Here is a 21,369-nt window from a genome sequence, read left to right on the forward strand (position 1 = left end):
ATGTTCGATCATTCCCAAGTTCACGCAAGACTGCCTCGTATACAGGCGCGTTCCGCCAGTACAGCAGTGAGGATATCGCGCCTGTTGTAGGAGGCGGGAAGTGCCGCGGAGACTGGCCTTACCGCGTGTTCGAAGCTTCGCATGGCTAATTGCGCCAGTATAGGAGATACCTAAAGACTTTCGTTAAGGACGATGCATGGCGCTGTACGAAGAACTTAAGGACTGGCAGGCTTTGCTAGGCGCTTGCTTTGGGTTGTTTGCCCTCATTCTAGGCGCCTTGCTGAACTCATGGCTGGCTCGGCGAAATGAACGACTCCGTCACGCGGACGAGGCTCATGCGGTCGCGGCAGCCCTTTATGCAGAGATGGTTGCCATGCGCGACGACCTTGCTCGATTGGCGAAGCATACGTCAAAATTAGAAGTCGGCGGAGGGCTAGGACATGGCCCCGAGAACCCCTTCGACAAGCACTACCTTGAGCAGAACCGCATGCCTGCGCCACTTGTCTATCCTGCGCTAGTCGGTAAGATTGGTGTTCTGCCCGAGACCACCACTGCAGACGTAGTTACCTTCTATAACCTTTATGCGCAAGCAAAACACTGGATGCCTTATCTTGGGAACGATAAAACCCGCACATTCGAATACTCCGTTGCTTGGGTTCTACGTCCGTCGTTCGATGCATTAACGCTGAGTGATGAGGTTCTACATCGCCTGCGCACCTTTGCCGCGATCGACGACACACCGGGCGGTCTTGATCTCGGCGACACGGCTTTCCTACTCGAGCTTGAGTCAGAACGAGCCGGATCTCACTAAGAGTCACTAAGGTAGGTTAGAGTCTACGGCCTAAAGAATGTTCCAGCTGTTCGGTCGACCCGCTGCATCTTGCTTCACTAGAACCGCAACCGTTCCGGGTGCCGCCCGAGGTACTAGAGCCTGCACCGCAGTTGCATCGTTTGTGAGCCGGAGGGCACGCGCTCGCCCATGCTGCAGCAATCGATACCGAGTGCCGTGCGGCTGAACTGCGTATAAATGAACCGCATCGCGCCACGCGGTCTCTCCTCCCGCCCATTGGTCTGAAACTGCCAGCGCCTGTTCCATCGACGATGAAACTGATACATCGAAACACATCGCGATACAAAGCAAGTCCGAGCGAAGCTCTGTGATCTCCGTAGCAGTTGGTGAATATCCAGGTGAGTGCGCGCTACGATGGCGCTTCCTAACGGTGCTTTTAACAAGTTCATGCACTGACGGAACACCGATCCCTGCATCTGCCGCAAACTGGCGAAACGTACTCCAACAGTCGTGCACTTGAAGGCTTGAAAGCAGATCTTTCATCCCTTGGTCTGAGACATTACCGGTATAGTCACCTGCCACGAACTTCGTGAATCTCAGAGTTGCGGCGGAACCGGAGCTCATCTTTTCTATTTCGGCTTGTAGCTCACCTTCATAGTCGTCGCCTTGCCGCTTAAGCATCTTCGCATACTGCTGTAGATACTGCAGAGCGTTTAGCCGAGATGCCAGTCTTAGTTTCTCTGGCAGCTGGTCAAAAGACTTTGGCCAACGCTCAAGCGTTCGGAGTGCTTCGCTAGTGCGATCTCGCACAAATGCTTCTAGCGCTATCAAGCCGGCAATAAGGATGCCCCTTCTGAGCACCAGCAGGCCGGGGCTGATTGTGTTTCCAAGCGAACCTTGCGCGAGCGACTCAAGCGCAATCGCCTCACCGATGCCCGACAGGCTTCGCATAAACTCACTGCGCGCCACACTCACCAGGTTATGCCAAGCTCAGGAGCATGCCGTACGTTTGCTCGATTCGTGAGCGAATCCGCGAAGGAGTGTTGGTGCCGAGTCTTACGGCTTCCTCGAACTCTGATTGGGCGAATAGCGCCTTGGTAGCCTCGAGAACATCGGGCCGGCGGGCGGACACCGTTGCAACCTGTACGTCCGTTAACAAGGCCGCAGCAATCATTTCAGCGTCGTAGAGTCCCGCTAGTGCTTGCCTACGCCACTTCTGGCCGTCCCATCGCTGAAACGCGGTGTCACCCCACAGTCGCGCCGTCCGTGCCATGGAGCGTTCAAACGGCAAGATAAGGTCTTCCAAATCCTTTCCTCGCGCGTTGCTGTGCTCAAGCATGAACGCGTCCATCGATTTCGACAGGCTGCCGGAGAACTTTTCCCAAGTTCCGTTGAGGGTTAAAAATCGGAGTACGTATTCGGCGTCTTGCATCTGCTGATACGCCGCCGATTTTGGGCCATCAATCTTAAGGGCGGACTTAAGGAGTTTATTGTCTGCAGCATCGTAGATCGCGTCGTTCAGAGGGCCGCGGAACGCGACGTTGCGGATCTCTTGATTGTTGAGCTGGATGCCGCCCCTGTTCAGTCTGATGAATACCTCATACTTTAGGCGCGGGTGAGACTGCTTAAGCAGTGTGATTACTCGCAAATACGGACGAACTCGAAGTGCGTTCTGCAGGGTGCGTGGAAGCTCGCGGAACCTCGCGCCATTTAGCTCAGGAAATTCCTCAAGTCCTTTGAGCGAGAATACATTATTTAAGTAATCGGAAACTGCGGTGATACGCTGTTTTCCATCAATAATCGAATAGACTCCGTACTCCTCCTCCGCTAGGTATATTGGCGGGACTGGAACATTCAACAAAAATGACTCTATAAGTTCTGATTGACGCTCTACTTCCCAACGTTCGCGCCTTTGATATTTTGGCGCCAAGTCAATAATCTGGTTGTCAACCATGTCTTTTAGGCCCTGTAGTGAAAAGTCTGACGTTTGAAGGACCAAATCATTTTGCGACTGGTCAAAACGACGTTCGATCTCAGCTACATTCCCGATCGCCACAGCGTTTCCTCATTGACCCAGTTTCAGGGAACCTGACTATTACCTAGTGCTATGCTGAGCAAGGCGGTTCGAAAGCGGCGGTATGGATGTTACGGGCGAGGATGCAACGAGCGGGATTCTTCGACGTGATCAGCAGCAATGCGACGCCATTCTTCAATGGTTAGTCGGTCACTTCGAGCGTTCGGGCCATGCTGGCGGCAGAAGGCGAGCGCTTCTTCAACCGTCTCGCGGCCGTGAATTACGAGCGTACGCGCTATCTGTCGTCGTGGGGGCTTCGGTTCGAGCCGAACGATACGAGCGGCAAACCGGTTCATCGCGCCGCTTCGATTGCAGCCAACCGAACTTCAAGGTTCGAAGTCTCGAGGATGCGAGCAATAATAGATAGAATGTTCGCGTACTTCGAAGCATGTTCGACTGAAATCATGCCGCTTCGCGCTTCCCGATAAACGCGGGACAGTTCACGGCTGACATTGCCCACGGTATCGATCTTGGCCCGATAGCGACGGGGGGCGGGGGTGGCGTCTAACTCCCTCAGCGTTCCTTGCGTATCTGACACCCAAGCCATCAAGAACCTGCCATTAACAGACTAAAAATCGTCTTCTAGAATACTTTCTCCTACTACACGTATGCGTGTCAAGCACCGATAAAGTTTGAAGAAACGGCCTCGCTTATCACGCGGCTGTATAAAGTCGATATACTCGATGGTCCGATATACAGTCGTTCTAACTCGCTCGGTCATTTCGTTCTTCGACATTCCCGCATCTTCAATCATACTTGGATTTATGAAACCGGAGTTATTTGCCGTTACTACAAAGACGTTGGGATCGTTCAGCGTCAAAGATGTATCATTAAAGACATTGTCTCTTTCTTCGCGAAGCACACGACCGACCATCCTTTTAACGGTTGGACAGTTCGGAAGGGTCTCGACGATTTCGCGGTGCACGCCAGTAATCGCGCTATCGTGTTCGTCGAGACGGAAGCCGTATTTCGACGCGAACTCGCCTAGTGGTGCGCTACACGCAAGAATGACTGTATGCGCTGCATCTTCAATGAATTTGGTGGGACTATCCGTTAGCGGGCGGGCGTAAGCAGCCCACAGCAGGGAACGGGCGAACACACCACGCGGACCGAAGTTCACCCCCATCTCGCGCATTGCGATCCGATACGCGTTCACTGAGGGCCGGAGTTCGAAGTCGAACACACCAAGTTCGCGCTGCAACGGTGTTCGGGTATCCGGCTTCGTATATATTAGCTTCCCGTTAAACCAGAGCGGCTGATATCCGCTGGCTAACAACCGATCGGCCACGGTGTGATTGGGCATATTCCACTTTTCGGAGTTCACGGGTTGCTCCTTGCATTGCGACCGTTGCCCCAAAAGAGCATGGGAAGTGGGTGGCGAAGTTTGGTTTTCGTTAGTCTTTGCAGCAGGTTGGAAAGTCGGCTTGCGAACATCGGAAGCGAGGGTAGCACGGGGGCAGTACCGGGGTTCGACTGCCCACATTGGCGGCGCCGGCTGGGCTGCTCGCGCCAAGATGATAAGAGCTTCCCTAGGAGATGGTGCTTCATCGCAAGTACCCGAATTTGAAAGAGAATATGTAGAATTATGAATTATGAAGAATAAGAAGGAGGAGAGCACCAGAAGCTCAATCTGGGGCGGCGGACCAACCACCTCTTACGTTTCATAACCTCTTAAGCTTGCTTTTACAGATACTTGCGCTTCATAGCTGTGGGCAACTTCTTAACTGTCGAAGAATTTTGGCTTCCCATCCGCGAACAACGCCTTCGGATTTCGTTGCGCGAAACGGTATGTCTTGGGTTTAACTCCAAACGTTTCCCAGACGTAGTGACGCGGGACTTCCTCTATCTCGCCGTTATCGACCAATGTTTTAATCGTGCGCTGAAGTGCCGCGGTCGCTTCGCCCTTTGATCCCTTTGGGAATACCTGAAGGTTCAGGCACCGAACCGATATGTATGCATGTGGGCAAAGCGAGCCCTTATGCATTTCGGCCGTTGCCCCGTACTTCGACACCTCGCCGAATGGCTTTTGAATGAACTCGCGCATGACGCGACACACTTCGGATTGCTGCTTCGCTTCGTTCGCCGTCGCCTCGCCAACGTCGCCGCTTTCGAACTTGCGAACCAAAGCCCACGTTTGGTCGTGAACAAGGTCCGCTGCCCATTTAGCCTCGCCGTATTCGAGGCGCGGGTTCATCGGATCGCGTCCAACAGCGCTTAAAGCGGCGAGTTTCAGCGCCTTTAGATGCGCCCGGCTCCACAAATGACGCGTCGCTTCGATGCCGGCGCCGTTCACCTGTTCGCCTGTCCAACCTTCGTAATCGTCAAACATTGTGGCGGCTTCGGGCGACAGCGAGACACGCCGCACGGTGTTCAGGTGCGCGAGTGACGCCGCTTCGTTCGCCAGCCGTGCGATAGCTTCGACAAGCGCTTCAGGAGGTTCAATTGCTCGGTTGCGGTTAAGCCTAGGGCGCGGTGCGTCGGTCTCGAATATTAGGAAGCGCGGCAGCAGGCCGCTTCGGATCATCGCTTCGTCTAGTGCGGCGTAGAACGTCTCTGGCACCCCTTCGCCGATGATTGTTAGACTTGGGCTTCGAATTACGTCGGTGACGTTATCACGGTCACTGTACGCCGCCCCGTCGAAGCCGGCGCCGTGTTCGCTCTTGCCATAGAGTTCGAGCAACACCTTTTGCAGCAGTGCCATGTTCGCGTTGGCGTTCGGAGCCGCCAACGCCTTCAGCATCAATCCGAACTCGCCGATGATGCTGAACACCGTGGGGTTCGTGAGCCGCGCAAGCCACTTGTACAGCCCCGATCCCGACACAAGCTGTCCGGGACCGCGAACCTTCGTAATTTCGGGGCACTTTGCCCAAGCGGCATTTAGCAGCTTCGAAGTTCCGGCCGATATGGCTTCCTTGCCGGTGCCGGTAGGCGCTAGCGTAAGAAGGTATTGGTTCAGGCCAGCGTTTTCGACGTTGTACGCCCTTCCTGCGATGCCCGCGACGAAGCCTAGCGCGCCAGTGAGAGCGATTGTTTCGTTAGGATAGGGGGCAGCTTCGAAAATGTAGCGCGCTACGTCGCCGACTAGTCCTTCCGGGAATTGCGGGAGCTGCAATAGCGGATTGCCGTTATTCTGACTGTGCATCGTTTGCTCGACACGAATGGTCCGTTGTCGAGTGTTCGACAGCGGCTTTGTTTTCTGCGGCTAGGCGGCGGTTCGTGCGCGGCTTGATCCGGCTTCGGCTGTCGATGACGCGGGCGCCGACAAGCGTGATGCTGCCCACGCATCCAGGTCGTCGCGGGTATAGACTGGGAACCGGCCTAGTAGGCGGAACTTCGGCCCGCCCCCGACGACTGCCAGCTTGGCGAGCGTCTCTTTGGTATAGGCGCCGTAGCGCTCCTGAAGGTAAGCCGCCGCGTCCGCGCGGCGAATAAAGTCGGCCATGTCGTCATCTCCAAGAAAGCGCCAATGGCGCGAGATGACCGGCTATAGATCGACGTTGTCGGCGGCATGCAACGTCACAACTCATTTCGGATTAGCTCTTCAATTCTACAGATATCAGCCGTGCCATTCGTTCGACACTGGGCAAGGGCGCTGCCATTTGCTCCTTGGTAATCCGAGCAGCTTCTAATAGCGAGATATTCGAAGTTCGAACCAACTCAGCGCCCATCTTCGAGGCGGCGTTTTTCCCTTTGAAAGTCGAATGCTTTATTCCGGTACGCTTCGCCATTCGCTCGCGTTCTTCCGCCCAAAAGGCGGCTTGTTCGGCTGTGAACTTTCCAATTTCGTACTTCGGCATCATGCGGCCCCTTTGAGCGGAATGACCGTGGCAGTGGGCGCCACGCCAAGGGCCGCTGCGATCGTTCCGGCGATGCTGTCCGACGCTCGACGAAGCGGATCGTCCGCAAGGTGGGCATAGCGGGCTGTGGTTGCACTAGAGGCGTGTCCTAGCAGCTTGCCGACGATCGGGAGTCCCATGCCGCTGGCGGCGCCGACGGACGCGAAGGAATGCCGCAGATCGTGCAGCCGCAGCCCTTCGAGGCCGGCATGGGCAATGATGCGCGCCCAAGGCCGCTTCAGGTCGCTACGCGGCTTCTTTGGATCGGCGCCGGGCACCACGTAGCGACCGACGCGGGGCAGGTTCGACAGCACTTCGAGCGCAGGCGCACCTAGCATCACCTTCTTAGCGCCAGTCTTCGAATCTGGCAGGTTCAAAAACCCGCGTTCGAAATCCACATGCTGCCATTCGAGGTTCAGGATTTCGCCCGCGCGACAGCCGGTAAGAAGCAATAGCCGGATTGCAGCGACGGCGGACGGCGAGATTTGCTCGCGCGCATCGTCGCCCTTCTTCGGCCGGTGCTTGGCGTTCGGGCCGTCACTGACACGCCACGGCAAACCGACAGTTTCAGCCTCGCGTAGCGCTTCGCCCAGAGTGCGAAGCTCGCCGCTCGACAGGAAGCGTTCGCCCTTCCCATCTTTGTACAGCTTCACGCCATGACGCGGATTGGTTTCAATGTACCCACGTTCGATTGCATAGCTGAAAATGCCGCCTAGCAGCCGCACCGTTCGGGTTGCGGCGCCCTTGCCGCCCGTCACGCGCGCCCGGCCGTGCTTTACCGTCTTCTCGTCCGTTGCGGTTTTGCCGTTCGCCACGTCGCGCAAGAATTGATCGATGTGCGCTCGCGTGACTTCGCCGACTCGCTTGCGACCTAGCAGCGGCTTGATGTGGCGTTCGATCCGGCCTTTGTCGGTCGCGAGCGTCGAAGCCTTCTTCGTGTCGCAGCCGTTCAACACGTATTCGTCGCATAGCTGCGCCATCGTCATTCCGGCCCGCTGTTTCGCGCGGGCGCCGGCAACGTCTTCGCCAAGTTCGGCCTTCGCCAGCACCTTTGATGCAGCGTCGCGCGCCTGTTCGACGGTCAGCTTGCCGTGCGACCCGATCGTGACTTTTCGAACGGGGCTGGTGCGACCGCCAACCCGATATTGGACGATGAACGTCTTTGAACCGCTACGGCGGACGCGACAGCCGAAGCCCTTCAGCACTCCGCACCATTCGACGTAATCACTAGTGCGGTTTTCGAGCGTATCAACGATCGTCTTTGTTAGCTTTCGAACTGCCATCGGGGCATCCTCTTGGGTAGCACCGGGGTAGCACGGCGCCGGTCAAGTGATGCCATCGCAATCAACCGTGGGCAAGGGAAGTAAGTGGTAAACGACGGATTTCTTGGGGTTACGGTAAGATGAAGTAAGTGTGGGCAGCACCAGTCCACCCGGGTCGCCTGCCTTGGTAAGGCTGAGGTCGTGAGTTCAATCCTCACCGGCAGCACCATTTTTCTCCCGGTCAGGTGATCGTGCCGCCAATGCGGTCCTTGTTGATCTTCTTGATCACGCCGGAAAAGCTCATCACCGCGTCGCCTTCGTCATCAATGGTGCCGCGCACGAAGATGAGGCTGCGGCCCGCCTTCACCACGTCGCCGCGCGCTGTGAGCAAGCGGCCCGGCCGTGCGGCGCCGACGAATTCGGCATTGAGCGTCGCCGTCACACCGTGAAACTCGGGCAACACCGCCGATGCGATCATGAACAGCGCGAAATCGGCAAAGGTCAGCAGCGCGCCGCCATGCACATTGCCGCCGCCGTTGCGGTTCTTGGCCTCGGGCCGAAAGCCGCATTCGATCGTGCCCCCTGCATCGTATCGGACGTAGAACGGACCGGCGTGATCCTCGAACGGATCGGTGCCCGGCCAGCGCAGCCAGCCATTCCATTCGCCGTCGGTCACTGGCGCCAGCTTCACGCCGGCTGTCGTTGTCGTGTCCAGGATGCCCTCCACTGCTGCTCCCGACAGGCGCCGGTGTCATTATCGCGGCAGAAGAGGAAATTGGCCGCCGGGGTCAAGCCCGCCGTTCGCCGCCGGCGGTCAGCGCGCCGGTGCGCCGACGTTCGGCAAGCTCGCCTCCTCGGCGGAAGGCATTTTGCCGAACAGCGCGCGATCCGCCGGGCCGAACGCCCATCGCCACAGGATGAAGAGGTAGACGCCCGCAATCGCCGGAATGCCCACGACGATCTCCACCCATTCCAGCCGCGCGGGAAGCGAGGTGAAGGCTGCCCCGACAATGATCGCGGCGAGCGTCGCCCATACCAGCGGCCAGCGCAGCGGCGACACGGGCGCGGACAGGATGCGCCCGAGCAGCCAAGCCTTGATCACGGATGTCAGCGCCAGGCTCACCATCAGCGCGATCGCCGGCCCCGCCGCCTGATAGGTCGCCGGCCAGCCAAGGGCGCGCATCCAGAAGATGAGCGCAAAGCTCAGCCCGATCTGAAACGCCAGCATGACAGCGGAAATCAGCAGGTTGCGATGCCGCGCGGTGTACACCAGCGCGGTTTCGCAAACCGCGCCGGGCGAGGCGAGCACCTCGGCGGTGAGCAGGAACGCCAGCGCCGCGGTGCCGGCCACGAATTGCGGCCCCACGATCCCCATCACCGCTTCGCCCGGGATGGAGCCCATCAGCGTCAGGCAGCCCTGCGCCGCAATGATCCAGAACGCCACCTGCCGCACTTGCCGCGCGATTGCCGGCAGGTCGTTTGCGGCCAGGCTTTGCGTGATAACGGGGCCAAGGATCGGATCGAACGAGGTCTTCAGCTTCTGCGGCAGGCTCGCGACCTGCTGCGCCATGTAATAGATGCCGACGATCTTGGGCTCGAACATCACGCCCAGGATGAAGCGGTCGACATTGCGCGACCCCCATTCGAAGGCATCCGCCCCGGCGAGCGGCACATTGTCGCGGACCATGACGATCAGCTCGGCGAAGCGCGGCGTCCATCCCCGCGGCAGGCCATAGCTGCGCACCAGCGGCACGATAGATGCGATCAGCGCCGCCGTCATCGACGCGACATAGCTCAGCACCAGCCCGTCTTTGACCGTGAAGAAGGAGAAGACCCACGCCGCGATCGAGATCGTCCACGGCTCCACCACCGCGCGCGCTGTCACTGCCGCCTTCACGTTCAGGCGATAGGCGAGCGCCGCCAGGCTGACATCCGACCAGGCGATCGCCAGCACGATCAGCCCCAGCCATCGGTCAAGCCCGACGATCGGCGTATTGGGGTACATGATCTCCGGCACGGTCCACAGCACCGCGCTGGCGACGAGCGACATGACGGCGGCCACGACCAGCCCGTCCGCCACCACATGAACATGCGGCCGATCCGTCCGGCTCAGCGCCTGCGCCAGCCCGCGCTTCAGCCCCAGCGTCGCCACCAGCGCGGCCAGCTCGACCACCACCACCGCAATGGCGAAGCGCCCGACGAGGTCCGGCCCGTACAGCCGCCCGGCGATGAACAGAAACGGGATGCGCGCCGCCAGCCGCAGGATAAAGCCTGCGACATTAGTGCGTCCGCCCTTGGCCAGCTGCGCAATGTCCTGCGTGGTTTCAGCCACGCAGTGTCACCACGCCACGACCGCCATGCCGGCCTCGTGCCGGCATCCAGCACGCCGCAAACCCCTCAGTCGTTGAACGCGGCACCCTGGATGCCGGGGCAAGCCCGGCATGACGGCGAAGTGCGTCCAGACCGCGCGACGCAAAACAAACCGTCGCCCACGGGTGACGCACCAAATAGGTCAAACAACCACCCACTAGTGCGCCGCCCCCCAGCTCGCACCGACGCCGATCTCTACCGCGAGCGGCACGTCGAGCTTCACCGCCGGTTCCGCCGCCGTCGCCATCACCCGCTCGATCACCGGCTTTGCCGCCTCGACCTCACCTTCGGGCACCTCGAACACCAGTTCGTCGTGCACCTGCAGCAGCATGCGCGTGCCGGTCAGCCCGGCCTCGGCCAGCGCCGGCTCCATACGCACCATCGCACGCTTGATGATATCGGCCGATGTCCCCTGAATCGGCGCATTGATCGCCGCGCGCTCGGCACCCTGCCGCTCGTGCTGCACCTTGCTCTTGATGCGCGAGAAATGCGTCTTGCGGCCGAACAGCGTCTCGGTGAACCCCTGCTCGCGCACCGCCTGCAGCGTCTCGGCGATATAGCGGTTGATGCCCGGGAAGCGCTCGAAATAGCGGTCGATCATCGCCTGCGCCTCATCCGCACTCACATCGAGGCGCCCGGCGAGCCCCCAGCGGCTGATGCCGTAGAGGATCGCGAAGTTGATCGTCTTGGCCCGCCCGCGTGTATCGCGATCGACCGTCCCGAACAGCTCCTGCGCGGTCAGCGAGTGAATGTCATCGCCGCGCGCAAACGCTTCCTTCAGCGCCGGCACGTCGGCCATGTGCGCCGCCAGCCGAAGCTCGATCTGCGAATAGTCCGCCGCCAGGATCACATTGCCCGGCTCGGCCACGAACGCATCGCGGATTTGCCGCCCCGTCTCGGTGCGGATCGGAATGTTCTGCAGGTTCGGGTCGGTCGAGGACAGGCGCCCGGTCTGCGCGCCGGTCAGCGAATAGCTGGTGTGGACGCGGCCCGTCGCCGGATTGATCTGCTCCTGCAGCGCATCGGTATAGGTCGATTTCAGCTTGGACAGCTGGCGCCAGTCGAGCACGCGCGCAGCGATCTCCTTGCCCGGCGAATCCTTGTCGGCGGCGATCCGCTCCAGTTCGTTCACGTCGGTCGAATAGACGCCGCTCTTGCCCTTGCGCCCGCCCTTGATCCCCATCTTCTCGAAGAGGACATCGCCCAGCTGCTTGGGGCTGCCGATGGTGAAGGGCTGGCCGGCGATGCCGTGGATCACCCCTTCCAGCTCGGCCATCTGCGTCGCGAACTCGGTGGAAAGCCCCGCCAGCCGCTCGCGATCGACCTTGATCCCGTGCCGCTCCATCCGCGCGATGACGGACACGAGCGGCCGGTCGACCATCTCATACACCCGCGTCGCCCGCTCGATCGGCAGCCGCGCGCGAAAGCGCCGCCACAGCCTGAGCGTCACGTCGGCATCCTCGGCGGCGTAGCGCGTCGCGGCCTTCAGATCGACTTCGTGGAAGCCGATCGCCTTCTTCCCCGTGCCGGTCACGTCCTTGTAGGCGATGCAGCTGTGCGACAGATGCGTCGCCGCAAGCTCATCCATGCCATGCCCGTGCAGCCCGGCATCAAGGTCGAAGCTCATCACGATCGTGTCGTCATAGGGCGCAAGCATGAGCCCCAGCCGCCCCAGCACGACCATGTCATATTTCAGATTGTGCCCGATCTTCAGGACCGACGCATCCTCCAGCAGCGGCTTGAGCTTCGCCAGGGCCACATCGCGATCGAGCTGCGCCGGCTTTTCCGCAAACATGTCGCTGCCACCATGCCCGAGCGGCACGTAGCAGGCGCGATTGGGCGCGAGCGCCAGCGACACGCCGACCAGCTCGGCGAGCATCGGATCCTTGGCGGTCGTCTCGGTATCGATCGCCACCCACCCCTGGTGTCGCGCCGCCGCGATCCACGCGTCGAGCGCCGCTTCGTCGACCACGGTTTCATAGCCGTCGTGGTTGCACGGCGGATCTTCCTCCTGCGGCACGCCCGCGGGCTCGGGCGGCGTGGGATCAACCCCGGCATTCTGCTCCGCCGCCAGCTTCGTCAGCAGCGATTTGAAGCCATGATGCTCGAGGAATGCGCGCAGCGGCGCTTCCGGAATGCCGTCCAGCGCCATTTCCTCCAGCGGATGCGGCAGCGGCACGTCGCAGGCGAGCTCGACCAGCTTGCGGCTTAATCGCGCCTGTTCAGCAAACTCGATCAGATTGTCGCGCAGCTTGCCCTTCTTCATGTCGGGCGCGGCGGCCAGCACGCCCTCCACGCTGCCATGCTCCAGGACCAGCTTGGCCGCCGTCTTGGGGCCGACACCCGGCACGCCCGGCACATTGTCGACGCTGTCGCCCATCAGCGCCAGCACCTCGCCCAATTTGTCCGGCCCCACGCCGAACTTCTCGACCACCTCGGGCGGGCCGAAGCGCTTGTCCTTCATCGTGTCGAGCATGTCGATGCCCGGCTCGGTCAACAGCTGCATCAGATCCTTGTCGGAGCTGACGATCGTCACTTGCCAGCCCTGCGCCAGCGCCGCCTTGCTGTATGACGCGATCAGATCGTCCGCTTCCCAGCCCTGCTCCTCGATGCACGGCAGCGAAAAGGCGCGCGTCGCATCGCGGATCATCGGGAACTGCGGCTTCAGATCCTCCGGCGCGGGCGGGCGATGCGCCTTGTACTGATCGTACAATTCGTTCCGAAACGTGCTCTCGGACTTGTCGAGGATCACCGCGAGGTGGCTCGGCCCGTCCGCCTTGTGGAGGTCGTTGGCCAGCTTCCACAACATGGTGGTGTAGCCATAAACGGCACCGGCCGGCTCGCCGTGCTTGTTCGTGAGCTTCGGCAGCACGTGATACGCGCGGAAGATGAAGCTCGAGCCATCGACGAGGTAAAGATGCGGCATGATGGGCCGCTTAGCGGATCGGCGCGCCCGGAACAAACCGTGCGCGGCCCTCCACCGTTAAAGACTGATCGCGCGCCGTCAAAGACGCGTAATCAGAGCTTCCCGAACCGCTGTTCGAAGCCCTTGATGTCGCCGGCAGCGAGCAGCTTCGCCTGTTCCAGCCACCGATCGCGTCCCATGCGTCCGGTGAACGGCCCGAGCCGTGCGTCCAGGTCCTCCGCCCCGCGCTGATCGAGCGCCGCAAGCTGACCCACGTTGGTGATGCCCAGCTCGGCCAGCATGGCAGCCACTTTCGGGCCCAGCCCCTTGATCTGCGTGACCGATCGCTCGCCCGGCGGCGGCCCGGCAACAGCGTCCGGGGCCGGCGGCGCCGGCTCGGCAGGCGGCGCCTCTTCCGCTGGAACATCGTTTGCGCTTGCCGTTGTCGGCTCCGCCTCGGTTGCCAGTGACGCCTGCTGCGGCGCAGCTGCCGCGATCGGCTCGTCCGCGAGCGGCGCGGGCTCGGCAGCGCTGGGCTCCACCGGCGCCACGTCCGGCATTTCGACGAGCGGCGGGGGTGGCGGCGCGACCGGGACCGGCGCTGGCGTCACCGTTGCTGGCGCGACGCGCGTCTCCGGCTGCCGCTCCGGTTGCACCTGGGGCTGCGGCTCAGGCTGCGGCTCAGGCTGGGGTCGGGGCTGCGGCGGCACCGAGGCAAGCGGGGCCGCGCTCGGCTTCTTCTCCGACAGCGGCGGTTTGGCCGCCGGGCGCTGCGCCATCCGCGCCTGCTCGGCGAGGTCCGCTTCCCTGCGCGCCTGCCGTTTGCGAGCGCCGACCATGATGGCGACGATCGTCAGCACCGCGACGATCGCGATGATCACCAGCACGATGCTGGTCATGGTATTGTCCACCGTGGTGGGCTGCATGGAACACTCCGCTACGCCTGGCGCCAAGCCTTAGGCGCGGTGCATGGTTCCCGCAACGGGCCTGCAACAATGCGAATTGTTATGCCGCGCGCGGCCGCGGGCGCCCGAGCCGTGGCGTGCGCCGTGCCTATGCGCCCGGCTCAGGGCCGGGATGAAACGGTAAACCGATCCATTCTGCTCACCCGTCATGCCGGCCTTGTGCCGGCATCCAGGGTCCCGCGTAATGAAGGCTGGCTGGATGTGCGGAGGGCTGGATGCCGGCACAAGGCCGGCATGACGTTGGAAGGCAACGTCAGCCGATCGCCCGCCAGCCGATGTCGCGCCGGCAGAACCCGGTCGGAAAATCGATCGCATCCACCGCGGCATAGGCGCGGCGTTGCGCCGCCGCGACGTCGCCGCCCGTCGCCGTCACCGCCAGCACGCGCCCACCCGCCGCGACGAGCGCGTCGCCCGCCATGCGCGTGCCCGCCTGAAACACCAATGCGCCGCCGGCTTCCGCCGCGTCGATCCCTCCGATTGCCCCGCCGACCTGCGGCGTGCCGGGATAGCCCTGCGCCGCCATCACCACCGTCAGCGCCACATTGTCCGAAAACGCCGGCGCGGGCAGGTCCGCCAGCCGGCCTTCCGCCACCGCCAGCAGCGTCTCGAGCAGATCGCCGTCGAACCGCGCCATCAGCACCTGGCATTCGGGATCGCCGAAACGGACGTTGTATTCGATCAGCTTGGGGCCATCCGCGGTCAGCATCAGCCCAGCGTACAGCACGCCGACATAGGGCGTGCCCGCCGCCGTCAGCGCATCGATCGTCGGGCGCACGATCTCGCCCAGCGCCCGCTCCTCCAGTTCCGGGGTCAGCACGGCAGCGGGCGAATAGGCGCCCATCCCGCCGGTATTCGGCCCGGTGTCACCATCGCCGACGCGCTTGTGGTCCTGCGCGCTGCCAAAGCTGGCGGTGCTGGTGCCATCGGACAGGACGAAAAGGCTCGCCTCCTCGCCTTCCAGGAACTCCTCGATCACCGCTTCCGCCGGGCCACCGTTGAACAGCGCCGCCACGGCATCCTCCGCCTCGGCGCGCGTCATCGCCACGACGACGCCCTTGCCCGCCGCCAGGCCGTCCGCCTTGATCACGCAGCGAAGCTGATCGCCCTCGGCAAAATCTTCGAGGCACGCCAGCGCGCCATCCTTCGACGTGACGCGAAAATACCGTGCCGTCGGGATGCCGACCCGCGCGCAAAGATCCTTGGTGAAACCCTTCGAGCCTTCCAGCTTCGCCGCCTCGCGCCCCGGCCCGAATACCGGTACGCCAATCGTGCGGATATTGTCCGCCAGCCCCTCGACCAGCGGCTGCTCTGGCCCCACCACGACCAGCCCGATCTGCTGGCGCCGGATAAAATCGATGACCGCCCGGTGATCCGACACGTTCAGGTCAGCAACCGTCGCATGCGCCGCGATGCCGGGGTTGCCGGGCGCGGCATAGAGCGTATTGATGCGTGGAGATTGCGCGAGTTTCCAAGCCAGAGCGTGCTCGCGCCCGCCCGATCCGATCAGCAGGACGTTCATGCCCGACCCCTTTTTTGACGTTTCCGCGCGGCTGGTAGCGGACCCGACCCCAGGGGACAACGCCGCCGCCATGTCGGTGGGCGAGCTTTCGTCCCGGCTCAAGCGCGTGGTGGAAGGCGAGTTCAGCCACGTCCGGCTGCGCGGCGAGATCAGCGGCTACAAGCGCGTTGCATCGGGCCATTGCTATCTGTGCCTGAAGGATGACGCCGCGGTGATCGACGGCGTGATCTGGAAGGGACAGGCCGCTGGCCTCGCCTTCCGCCCCGAAGACGGCATCGAAGTGATCGCCACTGGCCGCCTCACCACTTATCCCGGCCGCTCCAAATATCAGATCATTATCGATCGAATGGAGCTTGCCGGCGCCGGCGCGCTGATGGCGTTGCTCGAACGCAACAAGGCGCGCTTCGATGCCGAAGGCCTGTTCGCCAAGTCCAAGGCGCGTGCCCCGCTCCCGTTCCTGCCGCGCCGCATCGGCGTGGTGACCTCGCCCACTGGCGCGGTGATCCGCGACATCATTCACCGGCTGGAGGATCGCTGCCCCTCCCATCTCCTCGTCTGGCCGGTGAAGGTGCAGGGCGACGGCGCGGCGAATGAAGTCGCCGCCGCCATCCGCGGCTTTGATTCGCTCCCGGAGGACCTTCGCCCCGATCTCGTCATCGTCGCGCGCGGCGGTGGCTCGATCGAGGATTTGTGGGCCTTCAACGAGGAAGCGGTGGTACGCGCGGTCGCGGCCTGCACCATCCCGATCATCTCGGCGGTGGGCCATGAAACCGATACGACGCTCTGCGATCACGCCGCCGACCTGCGCGCGCCCACGCCGACGGCGGCGGCGGAACTGGCCGTGCCCGTGCTCGCCGATCTGCGCCTGACGATCGCCGCGCACGGCCAGCGCACCGAACGCTGCGCGCGCCGCTATGTCGAGCGCGGTCGCGAGCGGCTCGACGCGATGGCGCGCCTGCTCCCCGCCCGCGATCGCCTGCTCGGCCCCCAGCGCCAGCGCGTGGACGATCTCGGCGCCCGGCTCGATCGCGGTCTTGAGCGCCGCGTGGTGCGCGCCCGCGGCGAGCTCGACCGGACCGGCGCAGTCCTTCGCCCGGCGCTGCTCGACCGCCGGCTGGAAGGCGCGCGTCAGCGGCTTGCCGACCTTGGCCGCCTGCTCGCCTCGGTCGATCCCGACGCCCCGCTCGCGCGCGGCTATGCCCGCATCACCGACCGCACCGGCGCGACGCTCACCAGCGCCGCCGCAGCCAAGGCGACCGGCGCGCTGACGCTTCGGTTCGCCGATGGGGTAGTGGACGCAGCGGTTGAGGGCAGCGCCGAGCGCTCCTATCCCGCAGCGAAGCTCGAAAAAGCGCCGAAGCCGGCAAAACCCGCAAAGCCCGACCAGCCAACGCTGCTCTAGAAAGGTTCGAGAATGTTGATGTCCAAAACCGATCGCGCCGCGCGCATTCACTACATGGCCAATGGCTTTCGCGTCCTGACGCCCGGCGACCATGTGGTCTGCGGCGTCAGCGGCGCACGGATCGCGATCGAGGATCTGCGCTATTGGGATGTCGCCTCGCAGCGCGCCTTCGCCAGCGCATCGCTGGCAGCGGAGGCGATGGCGCCGCAATGAAGCGCGCCGCGCCGGCCGCGCTGGTCCTGCTGCTCGCCGGGTGTGTTTCAGCGCCGCAAGACGCGCCCGCGCCGCGCGCTGCTCCGCGCGCCCCGCCCACCGTCACCGCGCCTGCTCCCACGCCTCCGCCGCCCGCGCCGCTGCCGCCTCCGCGCTTTGAGGTGAGCGGCACCGCCAGCCAAGGCGGCCTGATGCTCGGCACGGCGCCAGAGGGCACGGTGGAATTGCTAAAGGACGGAACCCCGGTTGCCCTCGCCGCCGATCGCCGCTTCGTGATCGCGTTCGATCGCGACGCCGGCCCCGCGTCCGTGCTGACGGCGCGACTGAGCGACGGCCGCACCGCGACTCACCAGATCTCCGTCGCCCCGCGCGCCTGGCGGATCGAGCGGCTCGACCGTGTCGCCAAGGTGCCGGTGCCCAGCGCCGACTTCCAGCGTCGCCGTCCGGCCGAGCTGGTGCAGATCGAGGCCGCACGCGGCCGGAACCAGGCCGCGGAAGGCTGGCGTCAGCGTATTATATGGCCAGTCACAGGCCGCGTTTCCGGCCTGTTCGGCGCCCAGCGCATCTATCGCGGTGAGCCCGGCTCCTACCATTCCGGCGTCGATGTCGCGCGCCCCACCGGCACCCCGGTGGTCGCCCCGGCCGACGGCGTGGTCGTGCTCGCCGCCGATACGCCCTTCACACTGGAGGGAAATCTCCTCATCATCGACCACGGCATGGGCCTGAACAGCGCCTTCCTCCACCTCTCCCGCATCGACGTCCCCGTCGGCTCCCGCGTGCGTCAGGGCCAAATGGTCGGCGCCATCGGCGCCACCGGCCGCGCCTCCGGCCCCCATCTCCACTGGGCAATGAAGTGGCAGGACGCCCGCATCGATCCGTTGCTGATCGCCGGTCCGATGCCGGGCCCAGGGGCGGACTGATCAGGCCAGGGAAGCCTGCGCCTCCATGCAGGCGCAGCCGTCCTGGTCGGTCGTCCACAGCGACACGTCTCGCTCTCCGGCAAGGTTAAGCGCCGCCGCCCGGTCCACGAACAACGGACGCGCGCCGCGAAACGAGAATCGCGTCAGCCGCGCGCCCGGCCGGCTGCGCAGCAAGTGATCCGCCAGCAGCATCGCCTGGTAGGGGCCGTGCACCACCAGATCGGGATACAGCTCCTCCGCCAACGCATAGGGCCGATCATAATGGATGCGATGCGCGTTGAAGGTCAGCGCGGAGAAGCGGAACAGCGCCGTCGCATCAAAGGTCACCTCCCGCCGCACCTCGGCCGTGCGCGGGTCGGCAGGCGCGGCGAGCGGCGTGCCATTGCCTGCGCCGCGAAACACCAGGTCCTGCTCCTCCACCACCGCGATCGTGCCGTCCACCACGATGTCATGCCGCACCGTCACAAAGGTCAGCCGACCCGAGCGCCCGTCCTTCACCGTCACGTCAGTCACCATGCTGCGCCGGGTCGCGACGGCGCCGATCGGAAGCGGCGTATGAAAGGTAAGCCGTCCCCCGGCCCACATGCGCCGCGGCGCTTCCACCGGCGGCAGCGCAGCGCCGCGCGCGGGGTGGCCATCGACGCCAATCGTCGACTGCGGCGCCTCGGGAAGGAAGAACAGCCAATGCGCGAGCGGCGGAAGCTCGCCGGCTGGCCAATGCGATCCGTCGTGATCGAACAAGGCGGCAAGGCGGCGCAGCGGGGCGGCGATGAGATCGTCCTGCTGCTCGGTTGCGATCGGCGACCACCCCTCGAATTGCTCCATGACGCGCTCCCGTTGCTTTGCCCGCCGTCCGTAGCGCGGGCCGGAGGCAGCGTCACCCTGCCCGCCTCGCCAGTAACCAGCGTCTGCGGCACGCGCTTAGGCCGGTCATTGAACCCTCGCGCACGCCGCCGCGTTACCCCCGACATGGCCGGTGATCTGATCCCCCTCCCCCACTCGCGCGGCCCCCAGGCACCCGCGCATCACCACGCGCGCGCGCGCATACGGCTGGGCAAGCGCACGCGGTTTGACGCGCGCATCGACGTAACAAGCGGCGGATTGCTGGCGATCGGCGGCCTTGTCTCCTCGATCCTGCTCTCCACGGCCGTTCTGGTGCATGTGGCGGTGCGAGAGGGCGGCAAGGCGAAGGCGATTCAGCGCTAGGCGAAGCTAATACGTCTGGCTTATATCGGGCAAAATATAGGAGAGACCCCGATGGCAACCGCTGCCGCCATGCCCACCCAACCTCCGTTCAAGCGCCTCCCGCAGAAGGGGCCGGACATCACGGTCGAGCGGCGGGCGGATGGCACGATCCTCATCAGTTCGAACCATGCGATGGCCGAGCCCGCCCGTTCGATCCCGCACATCATGGCCGAGCAAGCCGCGCTTCACCCCGATCGCCCCTGGCTGATGCAGCGTGCGCCGAACCACGGGCCTTGGCAGGGCGTGGCTTATGGTGAGGGCAAACAGGCTGCGGATAGCGTTGCGCAATGGCTGCTCGATCGCGGGCTCGGCGCCAATGATGCCGTTATGTGCATCAGCGGCAATTCGGTCGCGCATGGCATCCTGATGCTGGGCTGCTTCACGGCGGGCGTGCCGATCGCGCCGCTCAGCCCGGCCTACAGCCTGATCTCAAGCGACCATGCAAAGCTGAAGCATTGCTTCAACACCGTTCGCCCGCGCATCGTCTTCGCCGAAAGCGCGGAGACCTTCGCCCGCGCATTCGCCACGCTGCGGGAGCTCGATCCCTCACTCACCTTCGTCACCATGGATGGCAGCGCGGGCACCATCCCCTTCTCTGATCTGACCAATACCGTAGCCACCGCGGCGGTGGACGAAGCGCGCGAGGCGCTGACCCACGACACCGTTGGCAAATATCTCTTCACCTCGGGCTCCACCGGCATGCCTAAGGGCGTGCCGCAGCATCAGGGCATGTTCGTGAACCTCATCGCCGCCTCCGAAGGGCTGCGCGATGATCCCGATCCCGTCGATCACCCGATCATGCTTGATTGGATGCCGTGGAATCACATCTCGGCCGGCACGATCCACTTCAACGCCAATATCGCCGCCGGCGGCACGCTCTACATCGACGAGGGCAAGCCGGTACCGGGCCTGTTCGAAACGACGATCAAGAATTTGCGCGAAATCTCGCCCATGAGCTTCGGCTCCGCCCCCGTCGCGTTCGCCATGCTGGCCGATGCGATGGAGCGCGACTCCACGCTCAGGCAGGCGTTCTTCAAGAATCTGCGCGGCATGGGTTATGGCGGCGCCACGCTCTCGGACGATCTCTACGATCGCATGCAGGCGTTGGCCGTCGCCGAAACGGGCGAGCGCATGCCCTTCACCACCATGTACGGCGCGACCGAGACTTTAGGCGTCACCGTCGTTCACTGGGCATCGGAGCGCGTCGGCCTGATCGGCCTGCCGCTGCCCGGATCGACGCTGAAGCTGGTGCCCAACGGCACCAAGCTGGAGGTGCGCGTGAAGGGCCCCACCGTCACCACTGGCTATCACAACGACCCCGAGAAGACCGCCGCCGCGTTCGACCAGGAAGGCTATTACATGCTCGGCGACGCGGCGAAATTCATCGATCCGGAGCGGCCCGAGCTCGGCCTTGTCTTCGACGGACGCGTAACGGAGGACTTCAAGCTTTCCACCGGCACCTGGGTTTCGGTCGGCACGCTGCGCCCGGACATCTGCGCGGCGTGCTCGCCATACATTCAGGACGTGGTGGTCGCAGGGCAGGACAAGCCCTTCATCGCCATTCTCGCCTGGCCCTCCCAGGCAGCACTCCAGACGCTGGCCGAGGCATCGCCGGGCGCCGATCCGATCCCGACGCTGGAAGGCCTCGTCAAGGAGAAGCTGGAAGCGTTCAACGCCACCGCTGGCGGCTCATCCCGCCGCGTCCGCCGCTTCGCCATCCTGCGCACGCCGCCGTCGATCGATGGCGGCGAGATCACCGACAAAGGCTATGTGAACCAGCGCGCCACGCTCACGGCGCGCGACGACGTGGTAAGGGCGCTGTTCGCCGACGATCTCAGCGAAGGCGTGATCGAAGTCGAAGCGTAAGC

At 63.5% G+C, this 21,369-nt stretch carries 19 protein-coding genes and 1 tRNA gene; 7 read left to right on the plus strand and 13 right to left on the minus strand.

The window, feature by feature from the left end; genetic code table 11:
• Positions 1-196: 196 nt before the first annotated feature.
• Positions 197-811 (plus strand): hypothetical protein, encoded by a 615-nt coding sequence (locus SPMU_RS12145; RefSeq protein WP_088334187.1) that lies wholly within the window; start codon positions 197-199, stop codon positions 809-811.
• Positions 812-841: 30 nt separating this feature from the next.
• Here SPMU_RS12145 and SPMU_RS16715 read toward each other — a convergent pair whose 3' ends face one another.
• The 7 genes from SPMU_RS16715 to SPMU_RS12175 form a co-directional block, all read right to left on the minus strand.
• Positions 842-1,765 carry a hypothetical protein gene (locus tag SPMU_RS16715; RefSeq protein ID WP_140418470.1) on the minus strand — a complete coding sequence of 308 codons (924 nt, stop codon included), beginning with the start codon at positions 1,763-1,765 and terminating at the stop codon, positions 842-844.
• A gap of 4 nt (positions 1,766-1,769) precedes the next feature.
• Entirely contained in the window at positions 1,770-2,846 is a 1,077-nt protein-coding gene (locus tag SPMU_RS12150) for a DUF262 domain-containing protein (RefSeq protein WP_211275798.1), read from the minus strand.
• A 586-nt stretch (positions 2,847-3,432) separates the two neighbouring features.
• Positions 3,433-4,188, minus strand: a complete 756-nt coding sequence (locus SPMU_RS16720; protein ID WP_140418471.1) for a hypothetical protein — start codon at positions 4,186-4,188, stop codon at positions 3,433-3,435.
• Positions 4,189-4,584: 396 nt separating this feature from the next.
• Positions 4,585-6,006 (minus strand): YfjI family protein, encoded by a 1,422-nt coding sequence (locus tag SPMU_RS12160; RefSeq protein WP_088334188.1) that lies wholly within the window; start codon positions 6,004-6,006, stop codon positions 4,585-4,587.
• A 60-nt stretch (positions 6,007-6,066) separates the two neighbouring features.
• Positions 6,067-6,306 (minus strand): hypothetical protein, encoded by a 240-nt coding sequence (locus tag SPMU_RS17480; RefSeq protein ID WP_088334189.1) that lies wholly within the window; start codon positions 6,304-6,306, stop codon positions 6,067-6,069.
• 91 nt (positions 6,307-6,397) lie between these two features.
• Positions 6,398-6,664 (minus strand): hypothetical protein, encoded by a 267-nt coding sequence (locus SPMU_RS12170; RefSeq protein WP_088334190.1) that lies wholly within the window; start codon positions 6,662-6,664, stop codon positions 6,398-6,400.
• Positions 6,661-7,983, minus strand: a complete 1,323-nt coding sequence (locus SPMU_RS12175; RefSeq protein WP_088334191.1) for a site-specific integrase — start codon at positions 7,981-7,983, stop codon at positions 6,661-6,663. The genes SPMU_RS12170 and SPMU_RS12175 overlap by 4 nt, the downstream gene beginning before the upstream one ends.
• Positions 7,984-8,125: 142 nt before the next feature.
• On the opposite strand from SPMU_RS12175, the gene SPMU_RS16960 reads away from it, so the two are divergent.
• Positions 8,126-8,191 (plus strand) — tRNA-Thr (locus tag SPMU_RS16960).
• A gap of 12 nt (positions 8,192-8,203) precedes the next feature.
• Here SPMU_RS16960 and SPMU_RS12180 read toward each other — a convergent pair.
• The 5 genes from SPMU_RS12180 to purD all read right to left on the minus strand — a co-directional run bounded on the left by SPMU_RS12180 (position 8,204) and on the right by purD (position 15,721).
• Positions 8,204-8,689, minus strand: coding sequence for a PaaI family thioesterase (locus SPMU_RS12180; protein ID WP_088334192.1), 486 nt, complete (start codon positions 8,687-8,689; stop codon positions 8,204-8,206).
• A gap of 87 nt (positions 8,690-8,776) precedes the next feature.
• Entirely contained in the window at positions 8,777-10,294 is a 1,518-nt protein-coding gene (locus tag SPMU_RS12185) for a lipopolysaccharide biosynthesis protein (protein ID WP_245833240.1), read from the minus strand.
• Between the two features lie 195 nt (positions 10,295-10,489).
• Positions 10,490-13,258: a DNA polymerase I gene (gene polA / locus SPMU_RS12190; RefSeq protein ID WP_088334193.1), complete on the minus strand. Its 2,769-nt coding sequence runs from the start codon at positions 13,256-13,258 to the stop codon at positions 10,490-10,492.
• Positions 13,259-13,350: 92 nt separating this feature from the next.
• Positions 13,351-14,163 carry a hypothetical protein gene (locus SPMU_RS12195; RefSeq protein WP_088334194.1) on the minus strand — a complete coding sequence of 271 codons (813 nt, stop codon included), beginning with the start codon at positions 14,161-14,163 and terminating at the stop codon, positions 13,351-13,353.
• Between the two features lie 292 nt (positions 14,164-14,455).
• Positions 14,456-15,721: a phosphoribosylamine--glycine ligase gene (gene purD, locus SPMU_RS12200; RefSeq protein ID WP_088334195.1), complete on the minus strand. Its 1,266-nt coding sequence runs from the start codon at positions 15,719-15,721 to the stop codon at positions 14,456-14,458.
• Here purD and xseA point away from each other — a divergent pair.
• The 3 genes from xseA to SPMU_RS12215 are packed head-to-tail and all read left to right on the plus strand — an operon-like array spanning position 15,720 to position 18,256.
• Complete coding sequence (gene xseA / locus SPMU_RS12205) at positions 15,720-17,123, plus strand: exodeoxyribonuclease VII large subunit (RefSeq protein ID WP_088334196.1); 1,404 nt, start codon at positions 15,720-15,722, stop codon at positions 17,121-17,123. The two genes, purD and xseA, sit on opposite strands and share 2 nt — an antisense overlap.
• A gap of 12 nt (positions 17,124-17,135) precedes the next feature.
• The gene (locus SPMU_RS12210) at positions 17,136-17,336 is read left to right on the plus strand and encodes a DUF2093 domain-containing protein (protein ID WP_088334197.1); all 201 of its coding nucleotides are present in this window, start codon (positions 17,136-17,138) and stop codon (positions 17,334-17,336) included.
• Entirely contained in the window at positions 17,333-18,256 is a 924-nt protein-coding gene (locus SPMU_RS12215; protein ID WP_088334198.1) for a M23 family metallopeptidase, read from the plus strand. Before SPMU_RS12210 ends, SPMU_RS12215 begins: the two co-directional genes overlap by 4 nt.
• Here SPMU_RS12215 and SPMU_RS12220 read toward each other — a convergent pair whose 3' ends face one another.
• The gene (locus tag SPMU_RS12220) at positions 18,257-19,081 is read right to left on the minus strand and encodes an HTD2 family dehydratase (protein WP_088334199.1); all 825 of its coding nucleotides are present in this window, start codon (positions 19,079-19,081) and stop codon (positions 18,257-18,259) included.
• Between the two features lie 108 nt (positions 19,082-19,189).
• Here SPMU_RS12220 and SPMU_RS12225 point away from each other — a divergent pair, with 108 nt between their 5' ends.
• Both SPMU_RS12225 and SPMU_RS12230 read left to right on the plus strand, forming a co-directional pair.
• Positions 19,190-19,462, plus strand: a complete 273-nt coding sequence (locus tag SPMU_RS12225) for a hypothetical protein (RefSeq protein WP_140418472.1) — start codon at positions 19,190-19,192, stop codon at positions 19,460-19,462.
• 51 nt (positions 19,463-19,513) lie between these two features.
• Positions 19,514-21,367 (plus strand): AMP-binding protein, encoded by a 1,854-nt coding sequence (locus SPMU_RS12230; RefSeq protein WP_088334201.1) that lies wholly within the window; start codon positions 19,514-19,516, stop codon positions 21,365-21,367.
• Positions 21,368-21,369 lie beyond the last annotated feature (2 nt).

Origin of the sequence: Sphingomonas mucosissima (genome assembly GCF_002197665.1) — a bacterium.
Classification (GTDB): domain Bacteria; phylum Pseudomonadota; class Alphaproteobacteria; order Sphingomonadales; family Sphingomonadaceae; genus Sphingomonas; species Sphingomonas mucosissima.